This is a genomic window from Streptomyces aurantiacus (assembly GCF_027107535.1).
GTDB lineage: Bacteria > Actinomycetota > Actinomycetes > Streptomycetales > Streptomycetaceae > Streptomyces.
The window spans coordinates 4,237,192-4,254,086 of sequence record NZ_CP114283.1 but is presented as its reverse complement, the minus strand read 5'-3'; the positions used below and the strand labels follow the sequence as shown (position 1 = coordinate 4,254,086).

Sequence of the window (16,895 nt, the reverse complement as noted above, 5' to 3'; positions counted from 1 at the left end):
ACGCGTGGCATATGCGGGCGGGATCTCTGGCAGCATCCCGGTGGTAGTGATCTCGTCTCTCGCGTTCGGGACCCACCGCAGGCGACGAAAGGGGCCGGCCAGGACGACGGTGAGACGTCGTCCGCCGGTTCGAGGGGCAAGCCAAGACTGGTCCGTACCGTGGGGCCGGCTCACGTACTCACAGGCGATGGACCTCGCCTGTCGCAGGCGAACAGTCGTTGTCGTAGGTAGCGCGGACTGGCTTCCCTGCGCGGGAGCGCTTCGTGGGGGCCTCAACCCAGTTCGGGCTCGGGCCCGCTTGCACGGAGCGCAGTGCGCGGTGTGGTGTGGCTGGTGCCGCGGACAGGGCCCGGCAGACAGTGCTGAGCGGACGCTTCGCGAGCTCGCGGCCGGCGGTGCCTCCTGGCGGGTCGGGTGGTCCTACTTGGCGTGGGCAAGGAAGAAGTCCCGGACGTCGTCGGCGAGCAGTTCCGGCACCTCCATCGCGGCGAAGTGGCCGCCGCGCTCGAACTCCGACCAGTGCCTGATGTCGTAGAGCCGTTCGGCCAGCGGTCGCACCGACTGCGTGATGTCGTGTGCGAAGACCGCCACGCCGACCGGTACCGGGCACGGCTCGATCCGCCGCGGAGCATCGTGGTGCAGCCGCGCCGAGGAAGCCGCGGTGGCGGTCAGCCAGTACAGCGAGATGTCGGTGAGCATCCGCTCGTCGCTGACCGGTGAGCGAGGGTCGGTCCACTGGGCGAAGCGCTCGGCGATCCAGGCCAGCTGACCGACCGGCGAATCGGTCAGCGCGTAGCCGATGGTCTGCGGAGTGGCGGCCTGAAGAGCCTGGTACGGCGGACGATTGGCCATCAGCTGCCGGACTTTGTCGAGTCGCGCTTCGTCCTTCTCGGACAGTTCGATGCCGGCGTCCGGAACCGGCCGGGTCGGCAGGTAGTTGACGTGGACGCCGACGACCTGGTCGGGTGCCGCCGCGCCGAGCGCCAAGGAGATGCCCGAGCCGAAGTCGCCACCCTGCGCTCCGTAGCGCTCGTAGCCGAGACGGCGCATCAGCTCAGCCCAGGCGTCCGCGACCCGGACCATGTCCCAGCCGCGTTCGTGGGTAGGCCCGGAGAAGCCGTATCCCGGTATGGACGGAATCACCAGGTGGAAGTCACGTGACAGCGGATCGATCACGTCGAGGAACTCCAGGAACGAACCGGGCCAGCCGTGGGTGAGGATCAGCGCGAGCGCGTCCGGCTTCGCAGAGCGGACGTGCACGAAGTGGATGTTCTGCCCGTCGATCTCGGTGGTGAAGTGCGGAAGCTCGTTGAGCTTCTCCTCGTGCTCGCGCCAGTCGTAGCCGGTTCGCCAGTATTCGGCGAGTTCCTTGAGTCGCGCCAGCGGAAAGCCGTAGTCCCATCCCGCGTCGGCGACCTCGTTGGGCCAACGGGTGCGGGCCAGCCGGTCGGTCAGGTCGTCGAGGTGGGTCTGGGGGACGTCGATGCGGAACGGCTTGATCATGGTCTCGACTCCAGGGGTTGCATTCGGCGTTCAGCGTCGGACAGTCAGCGCTTGACGCACCGGATCGTTAGTGACACTAACGCTTCTGTCGCTGGCGAGCGTAGTTTGTTAGTGGGACTAACGCAACGTACGATCTCGGCATGAGCGACAGCACCCCCGACATGACGGGTCCGAGCGGCCGGCAGGACACTGCGGCGCGGCTCCAGAATCTGACGACCCGCCTCCTGTCGCTGGCCGCGATCCATTCGGATCGCCTGGTCAACGAGGAGTTGGCGCGCGCGGACGCCCGCAAATGGCATTACGCGGTGCTCGCCACGCTGGACGAGTTCGGACCCGCCAGCCAGGCCGACCTCAGCCGCCGCACGGGCATCTATCGCGGAGACATGGTCACGGTGATCAACGAGCTAGCCGATCGCAGGCTGGTGGAACGCTCACCGAACCCTGCCGATCGCCGACAGAACGTCATCACCGTCACCGAGCAGGGACATCGGCAACTACTGACGTTGGACAAGATCCTTAGCCAGGTGCAGGACCGGACGCTTGCGCCACTGACCACACCGGAACGCGAGCAGTTGGCCCGGCTCCTCACCACCCTTGTGAATCACCACGGCCAGAGCATGTGAAAGAGGCCGCGCAGGAGGGGTCCGCGACTCCAACATCCCGCACCATCACTCCGGGCCAGTGGCTGTGGGTACGCCCCGGATACACCCAGTCCTGGCACCCACCCGGCAGCGCCCGCGGCCCCTGCATTCCTGTTCGAGAGGGTCGCCCTGCAGGCTCACACCGCCCGCCTGCTTACCCACGTCGCCCCACACGACGCCGCCTTTTCCGCGACCGTACCGGCCCAACCCCGCCGCTTGTGCAGTGCGCGAAGAACATCAGAAGGTCCGATCCAGCGCACCTGGGAGATGTTCCAGCGCCTGCCCGTGAGGGGCCGAACTCAGCGGATCCCGAGTCGCCGATAGATCGTCAATGTGCCTTGTGGACCGCTTCATCGGGCTGCGACCATCCCGACATGGACTCGCGAACAGTCGGAATACCCGAGGTGGACGGCTCCGAGCAGGTGGCCGTTGTGATCGATGTGATGCGTGCGTTCACCACCGCCGCGTGGGCTTTCCACCGCGGGGCAGAAAAGATCGTTCTCGCCGCTGACGCAGACGAGGCACTGGCGATCAAGGCCTCCCACCCGGGATGGCTTGCGCTCAAGGACGGGGCGCCGGTCAGTGGATTCGACCTGGTCAACTCCCCTGGACTGATCCGGGAGGCCGACTTGGCCGACCGCACCGTGATCCAGAAGACCACTGCGGGAACGGTCGGGGCTCTGGCTGTCGTCGAGGCGAAAGTGGCACTGTGCGCCAGTTTTGTCGTGGCCGACGCGACGGCCCGGGCCCTGGCGGATGCCGGCGCGGGCCCGGTGACGTTCGTGGCCACCGGCGATGACGGCCGGGCCGCCGAGGATCTGGCCTGCGCCCAGTACCTGGACCGGCTTCTGGCCGGGGATCGTCCCGACCCCGGCCCTTATCTGCACCGCGCCCGCGCCTCCCAGGCCGCAGACGACCTTCGCCTCGAACGACGCCGCGGTGCTCACCCCACGGATGTGGACTTGTGCTTGGAGGTGGACCGCTTCGACTTCGCCATGAAGGTCGGACTCGAGGCAGGGATGGCAGTGCTGCGGCCACTCCGGAACTGACGCTGTCGAGGAGCACGGTCCCGACATCGTGGTGACGGACGTACGCATGCCGCCGGGCTTCCAGGACGAGGGACTGCATGCCGCGGTGCGGCTGCGCGAGAAGCGCCCCACACTCCCGATCCTGCTCCTCAGTCAGTACGTGCAACGGACGTACGCAGCGGAACTCCTTGACTCCGGAGACGGATCGGGCGTCGGCTATCTGCTCAAGGACCGGGTCGGCCAGGTCGAGGATTTCGTGGAAGCACTCCACAAGGTGGCGAGCGGCGGGACGGTGGCCGATCCCGAGGTGGTGCGCCAGTTACTGCGCCGCCGCCACGATCCCCTGGAGCAGCTCACAGCGGGCCGGTTCAAGCCTTTCGTCGTGCCACCGCCGACCGTGCACATGGGCTCGTGAGGCGTCATGCACCGGGCGCCCCGCCGGCGCCCCGGATCGCCTGTCACACGGCCCAGCTCAAACCTTGTATTAGATGCTGAACAGCTGCTTCACTATGGCGACCTGCGGCCATGCAGCGGCTTTGCCGGCCTTTGCCGCCCGTCATCCAGGAAGGCCTCAGGCATGAGCGATTCAGCGCTGATCACGACTGGCTTGCCCATCGCTCTCGCCATCATCATGTTCGGCCTCGGGCTGTCGCTCACCCCTGCCGACTTCAAGCGCGTCGCCCGTTCGCCCAAAGCGGTCGCCTTCGCTCTGACCGTGCAGATCGTGGTGCTCCCGCTCCTCGCTTTCGGCCTGGTCGAGATCTTCGACATGGACCCGCTGCTCGCCGTGGGCGTGATGCTGCTGGCCGCGTCCCCGGGTGGCACCACCGCCAACCTCTTCAGCCACCTGTTCCGCGGGGACGTGGCGTTCAACATCACTCTCACCGCGATCAATTCCGTGCTGGCGGCCGTCACCATTCCGCTCATCACCAACCTGGCCATCAGCCACTTCGACGCCGAGGGCGACCTTGGACTGCAATTCGGCAAGGTTTTGCAAGTCATCGCCATCGTGCTCATCCCGGTCGTGATCGGCATGCTCGTCCGGAACCGTTCCGCGGACTTCGCCGCCCGAGCGGACCGCCCGGTCCGTGTGTTCTCCATCGCCGTCCTGGTTGCGGTGTCCCTCGCCGCACTCCTGGGAGAACGGGAGAACCTTGCCGACTACGTCCGCCAGGTCGGGCTGGTCACCGGCATCTTCTGCCTGGCAAGTCTCAGCATCGGCTACGGCGGTGCCAAGGCCCTTCGCCTGAATGAGGGGCAGGCCGTCGCCAGTGCCATGGAAGTGGGGATCCACAACACCACCGTGGCCCTCACCATCGCACTGAGCGTCCTGGACAACACCGAAGTGGCAGTTCCCAGTGCTGTCTACTCCGTTCTCATGTACGTACTGGCGACGGCCTTCGGCTACGCCATCACCCGGAACCGCTCGGGGAACTCCTCCACGGCGGAGCAGACCGTCGGCTGACTCCCCGAGGCTCGCGGAAGCGACGTGCATGAGGCACGAACACGACGCGTCTTCCCGTTCCGTGGCACCTACGTACTGCGGTCGACGTGGCTTCTCGGGCTTCTCATGGGAACGGGATACGACGGGCTGCCGTAGGAAAGGTGGGGCGTGCATGCGGCACATGCTGGTCTGGCTGGTGCGTCTGAGCGGGCTCGCTGCGTGGGGAGCAGCCGCCGTCGCCTGCTGGCAGCTGCTCGGGAGCGGGCCTGTGCCGCGGCCCGTTCGTGAGCCCCTGGTGTGGGGTGCCATCGCCATGGGGTGCGCTGTGGTGCGGGTGGTGGCGTTGTGGGCGCTGCGAGTGCCGACAGTAGCGGCATGGTGGAGGCGGTACACCAGCGTCACAGTTCCTCTCACCAAGGCGCCACATGCCTGGAGCGATCCCGGCGCGCTTGCATTCCACGACTCCGTGCTCTGGGTCAAGCTCCGTACCGCCGCTGTATGGCTGCTCGTGGCCTTCTGCGCGGGAGTTTTCCCAGCCGCGATGATGACCTCACCCGACGGAGAGGAACGCATCGACGTGCTACAGGATGCGGGTGCCGAGGTGAGCACCGCGACCGTGGTGGCCCAGCCGGGGCAGGTGCGCAAGGAATTGAGCGACGGTGACCTGGAGGGGTACACCAGTCGCCTCGTCGTCGCCGTACCCGGTGGCCCCGGACGGCTCGCCGTGCCGGACGCGTTCACGTACGACAAGCCCGTCGAAGGGACTGCGGTTGACGTTCTGTGGGCGCGGTCGGACGGTTACATCGACGAGCGAAAGCACCTGCCCACGCTCACGGCGGGACAGTGGGCGGCCTTCCCGGACGACGAGAACGGCGACGCCGCGCTGGCGGCGTTCGTCGTCCTTGCCGTCATCGGGGGTGCCGTTCTGACCCCCTGCTTCACCATCGGGGCCCACGCCGACCGCCTCCAGCGGCTGGCCTGGTCGCCGCTCGCGCAGACCATCCGGGCCGGGCTCGCGGTGGGGGTGTTCCTCGGCTGGCGGCCCCTGCTGCTGGGGCGGGAGCCGACCACAACGGAGATGGCGTTCGCCGGAGGCGGCTTCCTGCTCGTCCTGGCCGTGTACATCGGCACGTCCATGCGCACGCTGCGGTGAGGCCGCACCCACAGTGCGTCCGCCCGGCACACCGACCAGCCAGAGCCGACGGAGACACCCGCCCCTTGTCGTCGCCCAGGCCCGAGGCCGCTGTGCCTTTCGACCTGCCTGCCCAGAGGGCCGCCCCCTGAAAGCCCACCTGCCTGCGGGCGGATCCTTCGGGCAGCCGAACGCCGTTCGTCAGGATTTCGGCTGTGCTCGTGGGCCGACCAAGCCTTGGTACAGGGCCCGCCGTTCCCGGGAGCCGTCCTCGGTCTCCGCCAGTGCGGCGTCCCACTGCTTCTTGATCTCGTCCAAGAAGGTGCGCCAGTTCCCGCTGGCGTGAGCCTTGCCCAACTCCCCCAGCTCGACCAGGCGTTCGTTCTTGCCCAGCCCGCCCGAGCCGACCTTGTCGCCCTTGTGCCCGTGCAGAACCGACTCCGGGTTGGCGGTGGCCTCGGTGGAGCGGAAGTCGCGCTGGTAACCCACCAGGCTGGGGGCGTCCGGCGCGAGGGTCTCGATGCCGATCTGCAGCGAGCCGTCCCTTTTCGTGGTCGGCCGGTGATGGACGAGCAACATGTGGCCGTACGACCCGTTCGGCGGTACCACGTCGCCGTTCCAGTCCTTGGAGCCGAGGCCGCCACCGGAGATGTCCTGACCCCACAGGTCGGGGCGGTCGGCGCCGACGGAAACCATGTTGGTGAGCGATGCGCCAACGCCGCCCTTCTCCTTGAACGCGCCGGGCTTGCCCTCCTTGTTGGCCCCGATGGAAGTACGGTGCGTGGCGAAGCCACGGTCGACGACATCCCCCGCGAGGGTGTTCGTCCGGTCGTCCTGCGTCACGCCCAGGAACTCCGGCAGCGAGTAGGCCGGCTCGGCCGCGGAACTCAGCGCGGGGATACGGATGTTGACCCGTCCGCCGTGGGCGAGGGCGCGGATGACGTCCTTTTCGTAGTCGGCTGCGTGCGCCCCGGCCTCCGGGTCGTACAGCTTCAGCCCGTTCTGCAGGATGAGCAGCACCTTGGTGAGCATCTCGCGGGCCCGCGCGTCCTTCGCCACGAAGTCCGGTGCCGTACTCCTGCCCTTGCCCTTGCCCGTCGTGGGGCCCGTCTCGGGGATGCCGTCCGGGTGCAGGCGCTCGGGCGCGATCCCGGCCGGGTGCAGGGTGTCGATGGCCGTCTCCCGGATCTGCTCGTCGCGCTCCCGCTCCAGGTCCTGCTTCTCCTCCGGCGAGGTGCTGGGCGCCTGAGTGAGCATGAACCGGCCAAGCGTGTAGTCCGGCGAGATCGGCGTGCTCCGGCCCGCCTCCCGCACGGCCGGGTGGTTGGCGCGGACGGCCAGGGTGGCTGTGAGGACGCGCTTGCCCGCAGGAAGCGTCAACCAGTCGTCGAACCGGCCCTTCGTGTAGCTCTCTGCCTGCTCGTAGGTGCCGATGCCCACTTTCTCGAGCCACTGCGCGTTCACCGCGGAGAGGTGCTTGATGTCGTCCAGGTCCTGGTTGTTGAAGGCCTCGCCGCGCATCACCCGCCGGTCAAGGATCTTCCTGAGCCGGGCCGGGCCCTCGACCATCCACTGCTCGGGCCACCAGGTACCCGGCGCGAAGACGCTCTTCTTCATCTTGCTCTGAACCGTGTGCTGTTCGATCGACTGGCTCAGGCGGGCGATGGCCTCCGCCCCCTCGGCCTGCTGCCCGGCCTGCTCGACGGCAGGGTCCTCGGTCCCGGCGCTCTGGTGCATCCGCTGGACGGACACCTGACCGGCGTGCGGGTCTGCGGGGTCGTGGGGCCGTGACGACGACTGCAGGCCTTCGTCCACCGGGGCCCGCTGCACCCGGGGCGGGTCGGCAACCTCGGCCTCCCGGCCGGCTCCGGAGGGCGACGAGGTGGCACCGTCCGCGGCCACTCGCTGCAGATGCCGTACCCACGCACTGCTCATGGCCGTGGGCGGGGGTGTCTGGCGCGACGCGCCCGATGTCCGCTCACCGGCCTGACGGTGCTCCCGATCGACGGAGCGCACAGGTGGTCCTCCTTGGTCACTGGAGTGGTCTGCCTACCCGTTGCAGGCGAGGCTCTTGTCCCGGCGGAAGGGCCTGCGGGGCAGGATCCGATGTCCTCGGGGCCTGGTCTCCGCCCCACGCCCCGAGGCATTCTCGGTGCCGGTGCGGCAGTTCAGCGGTGTCCGGCAGCCATGTCATCCGACGCGACAGGATTCCTGCGGCGCCGAACATGTCGTGAAACCTCCACCGCGCCGGTTACGACCAATGCGAGCCCGACACCGACGGCGATGGCGAGGAGAGTGTTCTCCTGGAAGAAGACGCCCCCTAGATACCCCGACAGGGCGGTGTAGGCGCTCCATGTAGCGGTGGAAAGTGCAACGTACAGCATGAACTTGCGCAGCGGATACCGCACCACGCCCGCCGTACCCGTAGCAAGATAGCGCCCGACCGGAATGAACCGAGTGGAGACGAGTACAAAGCCGCCGCGTGATGCGAGTTCTCGATCGAACCAGTCGTATGCGGACCGGCGTTTGGTCCCCACTGGCAGACGCTTGACCACCCGCTCCCCCATCAGCCTGCCGATGGAATAGGGGACGAGGTCGCCGAGAAAGGCACCGGCCGTCGTAGCGGCGATGACGAGCATGATATTCGCCTGCCCGGTTGCACTGGCGACGCCTGCGAGGATCACGACGGGTTCACTCGGGATCAACGGGAGGAAGGAGTCGAGTAAGGAAACCGCGATGAGTACGGCGTATAGAGCGGGAGACGCCAGTAAGGACTCTGCGAGGCCTATCCAGTCCGGCATTTACTGCCCGCCCCCTGCAATACGAGTATGGAATTTCACAGCTGATCCCTTGATTGATGGAGGGGCTCCTGGGTGGCGGATGGTCAGTCCCCAGGGCTTGGTCCAGATTCGCGCTGGTGTGGCGCGCCCCGCCCGCACAGTGAGCGGCTTGTCCTGCTGAGTGATGTCAGGTGCTGGGTGCCGTGGTGAGCATCCAATGACTGAACGCGGCATAGCGTTGTGCGAATTCGGCTGCGTCACCGGCGTGTTCGATGGCTGCGGAGTGCTCGCGTACCGTCTCGAAGCGGGCGCGGCGGGCTTGCTCGTAGGTCGTGAGGGCCTTTTCCAGGTCGTCCTCGGCTGACAGGCTGCTGCGCAGTACGCCGACGTCTTCGATACCGAGCGTGCCGCCGGAGGCGATGTGGGGGGACAGTCCGTGCGCGGCGTCGCCGATCAGGGCGACGCGCGCGCTGGTCCAGTGGGGCAGCTCCGGGACCAGCGTGACCTGGTTCTCCAGGATGGATTCCTCCGGCGTTTCGGCGATCATGGACAGGAGATCGGCGTTCCATCCCACCTCAGCCAGTTTCCGTGCTCGTTGCAGTGCCCGTTCACGCTTGGTTCCGGTGAGCGGTCCGGCATCGAACTGGTTGACCATCCATACGGTCCGGTCACGATCGATTCGCGCGTACCCGCCGCGGGTCCGGTCGCTGCCGACGGTGAGCACGGTGGATTCTGAGTCCTGGCTGCCGGTCGGCACGATCGCGCGCCAGGCGTGGTGCCCGAAGTGCGGGACGGCGTCGCTCCCCGGTACCAGTTGCTTGCGCACGTGTGAGTAGACGCCGTCGGCACCGATGAGGAGGTCGGTACGAAGTGTCTCGCCATTGGCGAGGTGCACAATGACGTCGGATTCGGTCTCGGTGTATCCGGTCACGTGGGCATCGAGGCGGATTCGGTCGCGACCGACGGTGTCGGCCAACAGGTTGTTCAACTCTGCGCGCGGCACGAGCAGGAACTGGTGATCACTGTCGGTGTAACCAGGAGCGCGGACCGGATCGCCGGCCGGGTTGAAGAACCACGTGTTCTGTTCGACGCCCATGTCGCGGATTGCTGAACCGATACCGAGGTGGTCGAACTCTCTGAACGCGTTGGCCCACAGGCCGATACCGGCACCGACGGCTCGAACCTGCGGGGCCTGTTCCAGCACAATGACGTCGTGGCCGATGAGTTTGAGGGAGGCGGCGGTGGTGAGTCCTACGAGGCCTCCGCCGACTATCACCGTGGTATTCGTCGACACTTCTGTACTCCTTCATGCGATGGACAGGGGGTGCCGGAGTTTCCGCCCACTGGAAGGGCCTCCAAAGGCTCCCGACGACAGCTCAGTTGCCGGTTCGTCGGGGAGTACCTGTACGGCAGGCAAGAATCTTCTCTGCCACCGAAGTGCGGCGCCGAAGCACGTCTCGACACTACGAGCAGACCATCGTTGACTTCAAATGCAATGTAATCAATGAGGCATTTACTCTCATGCAATTGACGCCCGGCACTTGCGCGGCAGCACGCTGCTCGTCCGCGGCGGCACACGGAGGGACCGTCCTGGACCGGAGAGCTCGCGAAGGCGGTTGTTCTGGCTGCGGCCGTGCCCTGCGCTGCATCGAGCATGGCGGGCGAGTCACCACCGCGCCGCCTGCGTGGACAGCTGTGCGCAGCCTCAAGTGCACGCCTCAGAAGCGTCGGCAGCTCGCCGCCAAGCCGACCTCGGCCACCTCACTCGGGCCGCGCAGACGCTGCCACGCAAGCGTGCCGATCACGAAGAGGCCCTACCTGTACCGACCACTACGAGCCGCGGCCTGTCGGGCACGGCAACGCGGTGCCCCGGAGCTTCGTGCGACTTCCGGAACGAGAGGAGCGCCGGGCCGCTGGTCACCCGGACGCCGTCCGCTGAGGGCTGCCGCCCCACTTCGCAGCGAAGACCGGTGGACACGACGCTTCGACGTCCCGTCGAGCCGAGCGCCACCACCGGTCACGCAGTCCAGAGACGGACCACGCCGTCAGCGAGCTGCAGGAACTGCCGGGCGCCCGGGTGGTGATGTGTGGGGGATATGCCGGGGACGACGCCCAAGAGCTTCCCCTCGACCGGGTCCCATATCGACATCGACAGTCCGGCGTCGCCGCAACTGAACAGGTGGGTTCCATCGCTGAAGAAGGGCCCGGTGGGGCCCTCGAACGCAAGGAGTTCAGCGGCCATTCCGTTCTCACCGGTTCGACTCATGTCGAAGATCCGCGCCCCCTGCCGCATCGTACTGCTGGTATCGCCGATTCCCTCCACGGCGACCCGGACCGAGTCGATCCAGGTCATGCCGTGATCCCAGTAGTCCGCTCGGCCGCACACATCGACCCGGCTCGGGCCGTCCTCCGACTCCCACATGTTGCTCTCGATCCATGGGGCAAGGTCCCATACGGAGGGGAAGCCGATCGGATGCCATATCCAGCCGTCGTCCAGGATCCGCTTGCCATCGGGGCTGACATACAGTGCGCCGTGGAAGTAGTCGAGGTGATGCTTCGGCAGGGAATCTCCGTCTGCGGGCGCAGGGAACGACCGATCCGTCAGCAGGACCCCTGACTCCGCGTCCGACACGTCCAGCCGGTTCCAGTCCGTGCGGTGGATCACGACGCAACGTCCAAGGCTCTGCCCGAACGCCAGTGAGAACGGCACGGTCTCTTCCTCGTAACCCTGGTTGTCCAAGGCCAGCGTGACCTCGCCGGTCCGCAGGTCGATCACCTCACCGAACCGCCCGTAGTCGTTGACCACCGCGGCGAACATCCCGTCGTGGGAGGCGTGCAGGCGCCTGCGAAGGAGGCGACCGTCAAATGGTTCGTGGTCGGGTTCTTCCGGAACGATCGTGGTCCCGACAGCCTCGTGATCACCGGTTGCCACGTCCCACCGGCTGATCGTTCCGTCCTCGCCCAGCGCCAGCCACGCCGGCCGCTCACCATCGCGCACCGGTGCCAGAGCGACGACTGCTCCCAGGCGCGGTGGCACGCGCACCTGACGCACACCGTCATAGCTACCGACCACCGTTGCCCCCACCCCCGGTACCAGAGTCGTCAGCATATCCGGGCGCAAGTTGCTGGTTGGCGTTGTGCAGGGTGCCCTCCGTAGGGACTCCCAGGACTTCTCCGAGCGCGCGAGACATCCTGCCGCGGCCAGGAATCCGGCACCACCAGTCGCGTGTGCAAGGGGACCTGGCCGGCCGTCAAGCAGCAGTCGGAACACCTCATCCCCCAGCACCGGATCCGCGTCAGACCCTCTGCCGGGCAGCTTCGGCCTGCGCCCGCTGGGAACGCTCGACCAGCATCCTGGCAAAGCCCCTGGCCCGGTCATCGCTCGTGTACTTGGCGCCGACTGCGTTGACGCTCAGCACGGTTGTGCCCACCAAGATCTCGACATCCACCTGGGCGTCCTTCTGCGCTGCCTTCAGCGTGCCGCGCCGGGCGGCACGCCGCTCCCCGATCGAGCCAACCGATACCTCCCTCATCTCCCGCGTGGCCTGCCTCTTTTCAGACTGTTCCGATACGCGCCGTACGCGGCAGCAGCTGCCTCACTGTCCTTGTAGGCGTACAGAGAGAACGAGACCTGCCCCTCAGCCTTCTTTACGAATTGCGACAATCCAACAGAAACGACATCGACGCACAGTTCCTTGTTCATCTCCCCCCGCAATGCACCCACCCGTGTCATCGTTGATGACCGGAAACGCCTGTCTCAATCTGCCACTCCCCATGTCCACCCCTTGTCTCGAGCCGCTGATCATTGGACAGGCCTGATCAGGCCGCGGACCGGGGATCAACAGTCATCCAATGCCCCGCGATGGCTCACTGTGACTGCGTGGTGGTGGTCAGCGCGTCGATCAACTGCCGTGCGCGTGTCTCCTCCTTGAGGAGGGTCTCGACCAGCGGGCCGGTGCCCGGATCGGCCGTACCCACCAGGTTCGGACCCGCGGATTCGTCGATGTACTGCTCAGCGGGCCGGGCGTCGGCCGTCAGGTGAACGCGATCATTGGTGGTCAGCGCACCGTGAACCATGGCGTAGTCGATGCCCAGGCGTGCCAGTCGCTCGCCGCCCGCGTACTGGGACTCCTGGCCGGGGACGCTCTCCCCCGACAGATGCGGGTACTGGAGTGCGACCTCGTGGGTGGCCACGATCGCAAGCAGTACATGCTCGGTGCCCACCACTCCGTGGCCGAGACGACGCGCCTGCTCGTAGGACTCCTGCCTGACCCAACCTGCGGGCATGGAGGCCCAGTTGACGCCGCCCAGTCTGATCATCCACCGCATCCAGAAGGACATCCGACGGTAGTGGCTACGGCCGAGGAGAACGTCACGGGTGGCGTGCAGCAGAGGGTTGAGGGCATCCACCTGGCTCCCGGAGCCACCATCCATGCGGGCCCGTACGGCCTGCGGTGAGATGCCACACGCCCCCAGCAACTCCACAGCGCGGTTGTCCTCCTCCAGCAGGCCCCTCAGCAGATGCTCGGCGCCGAACTTCACCGCGTCCTGCCGCTGCGCGTGTCCCATTGCGGCGTTCAGCGCTCGGGCCGCCGCGCCCGTGAAGTGGGTGTGCTGATCACCGTCGTCCCCCAGGACGTCCTTCGACGCGACACCTGCGTCCGCGTCGTCGCCGGCGGTCCACGCGTCGTCCCTGTGCATCCTGTTCCGCAACACCGTCAGCAGCACGAGCTTGGTGGCACCTACATCCGCGAGTGCTTCACGTGCCGGTCCCTTGGCCGTGGTGATTCCGGCCAGTAGATGCTCCGTGCCGATGGCTCCCCCGGCGTCCCCCTGCGCGCCCCGAGCTGCCCCCAGAATTCCCACGATATTCCAGTCGGGCGACGTGATCGCTTCCATACGGCGCTTCCCCTTCTTCCTGGTCCTGCGTATCAGCCTCCCTGACCAGGGCAGAAGACCGCGTCGCTCCACGGAAGGATCCGCTCCTGCACCCTGAGGTACACCCGGAGCCCTGCTGGACGACCGGCGCCGCGCCGCCTCCGTCAGCCGAACGACGGTCTCGGCCGCACCAGGCCGACGTCGTACGCGAAGATCGTCGCTTGCACGCGGTCGCGCAGGTCCAGCTTGTTCAGGAGAGCGTTGACATGGGTCTTCACGGTGCCCGTGGCGACGCCCAGGCGGGCTGCGATCTCGGCGTTGGCCAGGCCGGTCGCGATCAGGGACAGGACCTCGCGTTCACGTGGTGTGAGAGCGTCGAGGGCCGCGGGGGCAGTCGATGGTGCGGGGGCGGCGGCCGTGAACGTGTCGATGAGACGGCGGGTGATCGCGGGGGCCAGCATGGCCTCGCCGGTGAGCACCACCCGAAGCGCCATGAGCAGTTCGGCCGGCTGGGCGTCCTTGAGGAGGAAGCCGGAGGCGCCGGCGCGCAGGGCCTCGTAGACGTAGGAGTCGAGGTCGAAGGTCGTCAGGACGAGGACCCGGGGTACGTGGCCCGATGTCGGGCCGGTCAGCAGGCTCGTCGCCGTGAGGCCGTCCATCTCGGGCATGCGGATGTCCATCAGGACGACGTCCGGGGTCAGTCTGCCGGCCAGCGTGACCGCCTCGGCACCGTCACCTGCTTCGCCGACCACCACGAAGTCCGGCTCCGCGTCGATGATGGCCGCGAATCCCGCGCGGACCACGGCCTGGTCGTCGACGACCAGGACCCGGGCGGGGGTGGAGGGTGAGGTCATGGGGCGTCACTTTATCGAGCCCTCGGCGGGAATCGTGAGCGGGACGTCGGCAGGGGTGCCGTCGCGCAGTTTGCCCAGAAGTTCACGCATCGCCGCCAGCGACTCACGGGCCGCCGGGGCCACGTCGTCGAGGCGGCCCTCCTCGGCGGCACCGACCACTTCCGCGGTCCGGTCGAGGACCGCGGCGCGCAGCCCGGCGGCGACCCGCTGCCGTTCCCCATGCGCCGCGGCCAGCGCCTCGTGGACAACCGCGCCCAGTTCGCCGTCCTCGCGGCGGGCGATCCGCCCGCGCCGGGACCGGACGAGAAAGCCCGCCAGCCACGCGCAGACGAACAACGGCAGCAGTATCACCGCCTGGGCGAACACGCTGCCCCCCACGGTGAAAGCTCCGGCCGGCTCTCCGTCGATCATGCCGTCCCGCGCCGCGGTCACGGTCACCGCACCGGCCAGCATCAGCACAGCCAACGGCACCGATGCCCAAGTCGCCCAGGGATCACGGCCGTACGCCCCCACCGCGTACACCCCGCCCACCAGAGCGCCAGTGCCCGCGGTCAGAGCCAGCCAGGGATCCACGGCGGAGCCTGGCGCCACCGGCCACAGCCAGGCCCCCGCCAGCAACGCGGCCAGCACCGGCCAGGGCATCGACCGCCGCCACAGCAACGGCAGCAACTGCACGATCAGCAGCGCACTCAGCAACAACAGGCCGGGCGCGTCACGCTCCGCGGTGAACAGCATCACCGCCGGGACGATTCCGGCCGCCGGCAGCAGGGCGTGGGAGGCGAGGCGCCAGTCCAGCGCCCTGCCGCGCCCGGTCGAGGGACGTGCCGTCTGCCCCGGGTGGGCGGGCAGTTCCGCCCGTACCGACCAGCCGCCGGTCGGCCCCGGCCCGGCCGCCACCGTGCCACCGACCGCCTCGGCGCGCTCGCACATACCGGTCGTCCCCCGCCCCGATCCGAGGCCCCGGCGGCCGGCGCCTGGTACGCCGGTCCCCTGGTCCGTACGGGATCCTCCGTCGTCGTCGACGGTGAGTGCCAACCACCCGTCGCCGAGGTCCCGCAGGCCCACGCGTACGACCGCCCCCGGGGCGTAGCGCAGCGTGTTCGTCAGGGCCTCTCTGGCAATGCCGAACACTGTCTCCGCCACCTGCTTGCCGACTGTGGCCGCGCCCACGTCGCTCGTGATCTCCACTCGCTGCCCGAGGCGGATGAAGCCGCTGGCGAGTTCCTCGATCCGGGGGCCCAGTGGAATGTCGTCACTCTCCTCGGCCGTCCCCAGAGAAGTGACCAGACGCTGCACGGTGGTCAGCGTCTCGCGGCCGGTGCGGGCGGCGAAGTCGAGGGCCTCGGCGGCCAGTTCGGGGCGGCTGGCGGCGAGGTGCCGGGCGGCCTCCGCAGTGACGACCACGGAGGTGAGGTGGTGGGCGCTGACGTCATGCAACTCCCGCGCCAGCCTGCGCCGTTCACTTGCCGCAGCGCCCTGCCCCTCGGCCCGGGCCCGGGCCAGCCGGGCGGCGGCCAGGGCTCGTGCGGCCGACTGGTGGGCGCGGCCCCGGCCGAGCCCGACAACGCCCAGGTGAAACGCGACAGAGACGAGCAGCCCGGCAGCGGCCAGCAGGCTCGCGCCGTCGACGGACACGTCGACCATGCCCTGGTAGCAGACGAGGACCCCGACCGCGCGCAGGGTCACCGGCAGGGTGGTGCGGGCTGCGACCGAGTACACGGCCACCAAGTCGGCCACGATGACGAACGCCAGGAGCGTGTCCGAGGCCACCGTGAACAGGGCCAGTCCGTAGAAGACGGCAACCCCTGCCAGCGCCACCAGCGGCACCCGACGTCGCAGCCCGAGAGCGGTGGTCGTCCCGGCCGCCACCACCAGGATGAGCTCGAGGTCCGCACGCAGGACGTCGTGACCGCCGTCCAGGACCTCCGGTCCCGGCCACACCAGGAGGCAGGCCGTGATGGCCAGGGGCAGCAGCCAGTTCCGTAACGTTTCCATGAGGGCATGAGCCTACGACGGGCCGTCTCGCCGATACCTCCTGCGCCGGACCGACCTGCCCCCGGCCGCCTCCACCTTTCGATAGAGACGGCCGCCGGGGCAACCACCCTCCGGCGGCGGCGAGGTAGGTGCCACCGCACGACGACCTTCCCGCGACGCGACGATGCTCGCGGCATGCAGCTCGATGGCGCCGGCGACCCCATCTCGTCACCGCCGTCGTCGCCGCCTCGCAGGCGCTGAACGTCACCCGGCACTGCCCCGGGCGGAGCACGTCGTGTCACACCGTCACGGGCGGTGACCTGGCAGGTGTCCCCCACTGCGGTACCCCGGGGCCCCGTTGACACGGCGCAGCGGGCCTCGCAGACTCATCGGCATGACCGGGCACTGGTTCGACGTGATGACGGGGCCTCCGCGCGTCCCGAATCGGACCGGGTGCGAACGCTCCGGGCGCTAGCCGGGCATTCGCCGTGACGCTCGCCGCGCCGCAGTCCAGTCGAGCGGTCATCTCCATGATGACCAGGGGAATCCGGACACCTCGTCGTTCTTGCCCGTCCCCACCGTCGGGCAACGACTGATTCATCCACTCCTCATGCCGGACTCGCGCGTTCGCGGCGCCCAGGCACACACGTCTCGTGTCTGT

13 protein-coding genes and 1 pseudogene are annotated in these 16,895 nt (G+C 68.2%); 5 read left to right on the top strand and 9 right to left on the bottom strand.

Annotated features, from left to right (window positions below):
• Positions 1 to 420: 420 nt before the first annotated feature.
• Entirely contained in the window at positions 421 to 1,503 is a 1,083-nt protein-coding gene (locus tag O1Q96_RS20635) for an epoxide hydrolase family protein (protein WP_269249619.1), read from the bottom strand.
• Between the two features lie 140 nt (positions 1,504 to 1,643).
• Here O1Q96_RS20635 and O1Q96_RS20630 point away from each other — a divergent pair, with 140 nt between their 5' ends.
• The 5 genes and pseudogenes from O1Q96_RS20630 (at position 1,644) to O1Q96_RS20610 (ending at position 5,769) form a co-directional block, all read left to right on the top strand.
• Positions 1,644 to 2,126 carry a MarR family winged helix-turn-helix transcriptional regulator gene (locus O1Q96_RS20630; RefSeq protein WP_269249618.1) on the top strand — a complete coding sequence of 161 codons (483 nt, stop codon included), beginning with the start codon at positions 1,644 to 1,646 and terminating at the stop codon, positions 2,124 to 2,126.
• A 392-nt stretch (positions 2,127 to 2,518) separates the two neighbouring features.
• The gene (locus O1Q96_RS20625) at positions 2,519 to 3,193 is read left to right on the top strand and encodes a 2-phosphosulfolactate phosphatase (RefSeq protein WP_269249617.1); all 675 of its coding nucleotides are present in this window, start codon (positions 2,519 to 2,521) and stop codon (positions 3,191 to 3,193) included.
• Between the two features lies 1 nt (position 3,194).
• A pseudogene (locus O1Q96_RS20620) lies at positions 3,195 to 3,530 on the top strand (response regulator); the annotation flags it as partial.
• Between the two features lie 219 nt (positions 3,531 to 3,749).
• Entirely contained in the window at positions 3,750 to 4,637 is an 888-nt protein-coding gene (locus O1Q96_RS20615) for a bile acid:sodium symporter family protein (RefSeq protein ID WP_269249616.1), read from the top strand.
• Positions 4,638 to 4,788: 151 nt separating this feature from the next.
• Positions 4,789 to 5,769 carry a hypothetical protein gene (locus tag O1Q96_RS20610; RefSeq protein WP_269249615.1) on the top strand — a complete coding sequence of 327 codons (981 nt, stop codon included), beginning with the start codon at positions 4,789 to 4,791 and terminating at the stop codon, positions 5,767 to 5,769.
• A 180-nt stretch (positions 5,770 to 5,949) separates the two neighbouring features.
• On the opposite strand, the gene O1Q96_RS20605 is transcribed toward O1Q96_RS20610, so the two are convergent.
• The 8 genes from O1Q96_RS20605 to O1Q96_RS20570 all read right to left on the bottom strand — a co-directional run bounded on the left by O1Q96_RS20605 (position 5,950) and on the right by O1Q96_RS20570 (position 16,255).
• The gene (locus O1Q96_RS20605) at positions 5,950 to 7,764 is read right to left on the bottom strand and encodes a PE-PGRS family protein (RefSeq protein WP_269249614.1); all 1,815 of its coding nucleotides are present in this window, start codon (positions 7,762 to 7,764) and stop codon (positions 5,950 to 5,952) included.
• Positions 7,765 to 7,916: 152 nt separating this feature from the next.
• Positions 7,917 to 8,549 carry a DedA family protein gene (locus tag O1Q96_RS20600; RefSeq protein WP_269249613.1) on the bottom strand — a complete coding sequence of 211 codons (633 nt, stop codon included), beginning with the start codon at positions 8,547 to 8,549 and terminating at the stop codon, positions 7,917 to 7,919.
• A 166-nt stretch (positions 8,550 to 8,715) separates the two neighbouring features.
• On the bottom strand, positions 8,716 to 9,822 hold the full coding sequence (locus tag O1Q96_RS20595) for an FAD-dependent oxidoreductase (RefSeq protein WP_269249612.1): 1,107 nt from the start codon (positions 9,820 to 9,822) through the stop codon (positions 8,716 to 8,718).
• A 723-nt stretch (positions 9,823 to 10,545) separates the two neighbouring features.
• A complete protein-coding gene (locus tag O1Q96_RS20590; protein WP_269249611.1) occupies positions 10,546 to 11,637 on the bottom strand; it encodes a hypothetical protein in 1,092 nt (363 codons plus the stop codon).
• A 187-nt stretch (positions 11,638 to 11,824) separates the two neighbouring features.
• Complete coding sequence (locus O1Q96_RS20585; RefSeq protein WP_269249610.1) at positions 11,825 to 12,061, bottom strand: hypothetical protein; 237 nt, start codon at positions 12,059 to 12,061, stop codon at positions 11,825 to 11,827.
• 334 nt (positions 12,062 to 12,395) lie between these two features.
• Positions 12,396 to 13,427: a Clp protease N-terminal domain-containing protein gene (locus O1Q96_RS20580; RefSeq protein ID WP_269249609.1), complete on the bottom strand. Its 1,032-nt coding sequence runs from the start codon at positions 13,425 to 13,427 to the stop codon at positions 12,396 to 12,398.
• A gap of 143 nt (positions 13,428 to 13,570) precedes the next feature.
• Complete coding sequence (locus O1Q96_RS20575) at positions 13,571 to 14,260, bottom strand: response regulator (protein WP_269249608.1); 690 nt, start codon at positions 14,258 to 14,260, stop codon at positions 13,571 to 13,573.
• 6 nt (positions 14,261 to 14,266) lie between these two features.
• Positions 14,267 to 16,255, bottom strand: a complete 1,989-nt coding sequence (locus O1Q96_RS20570; RefSeq protein ID WP_269249607.1) for a sensor histidine kinase — start codon at positions 16,253 to 16,255, stop codon at positions 14,267 to 14,269.
• Positions 16,256 to 16,895 lie beyond the last annotated feature (640 nt).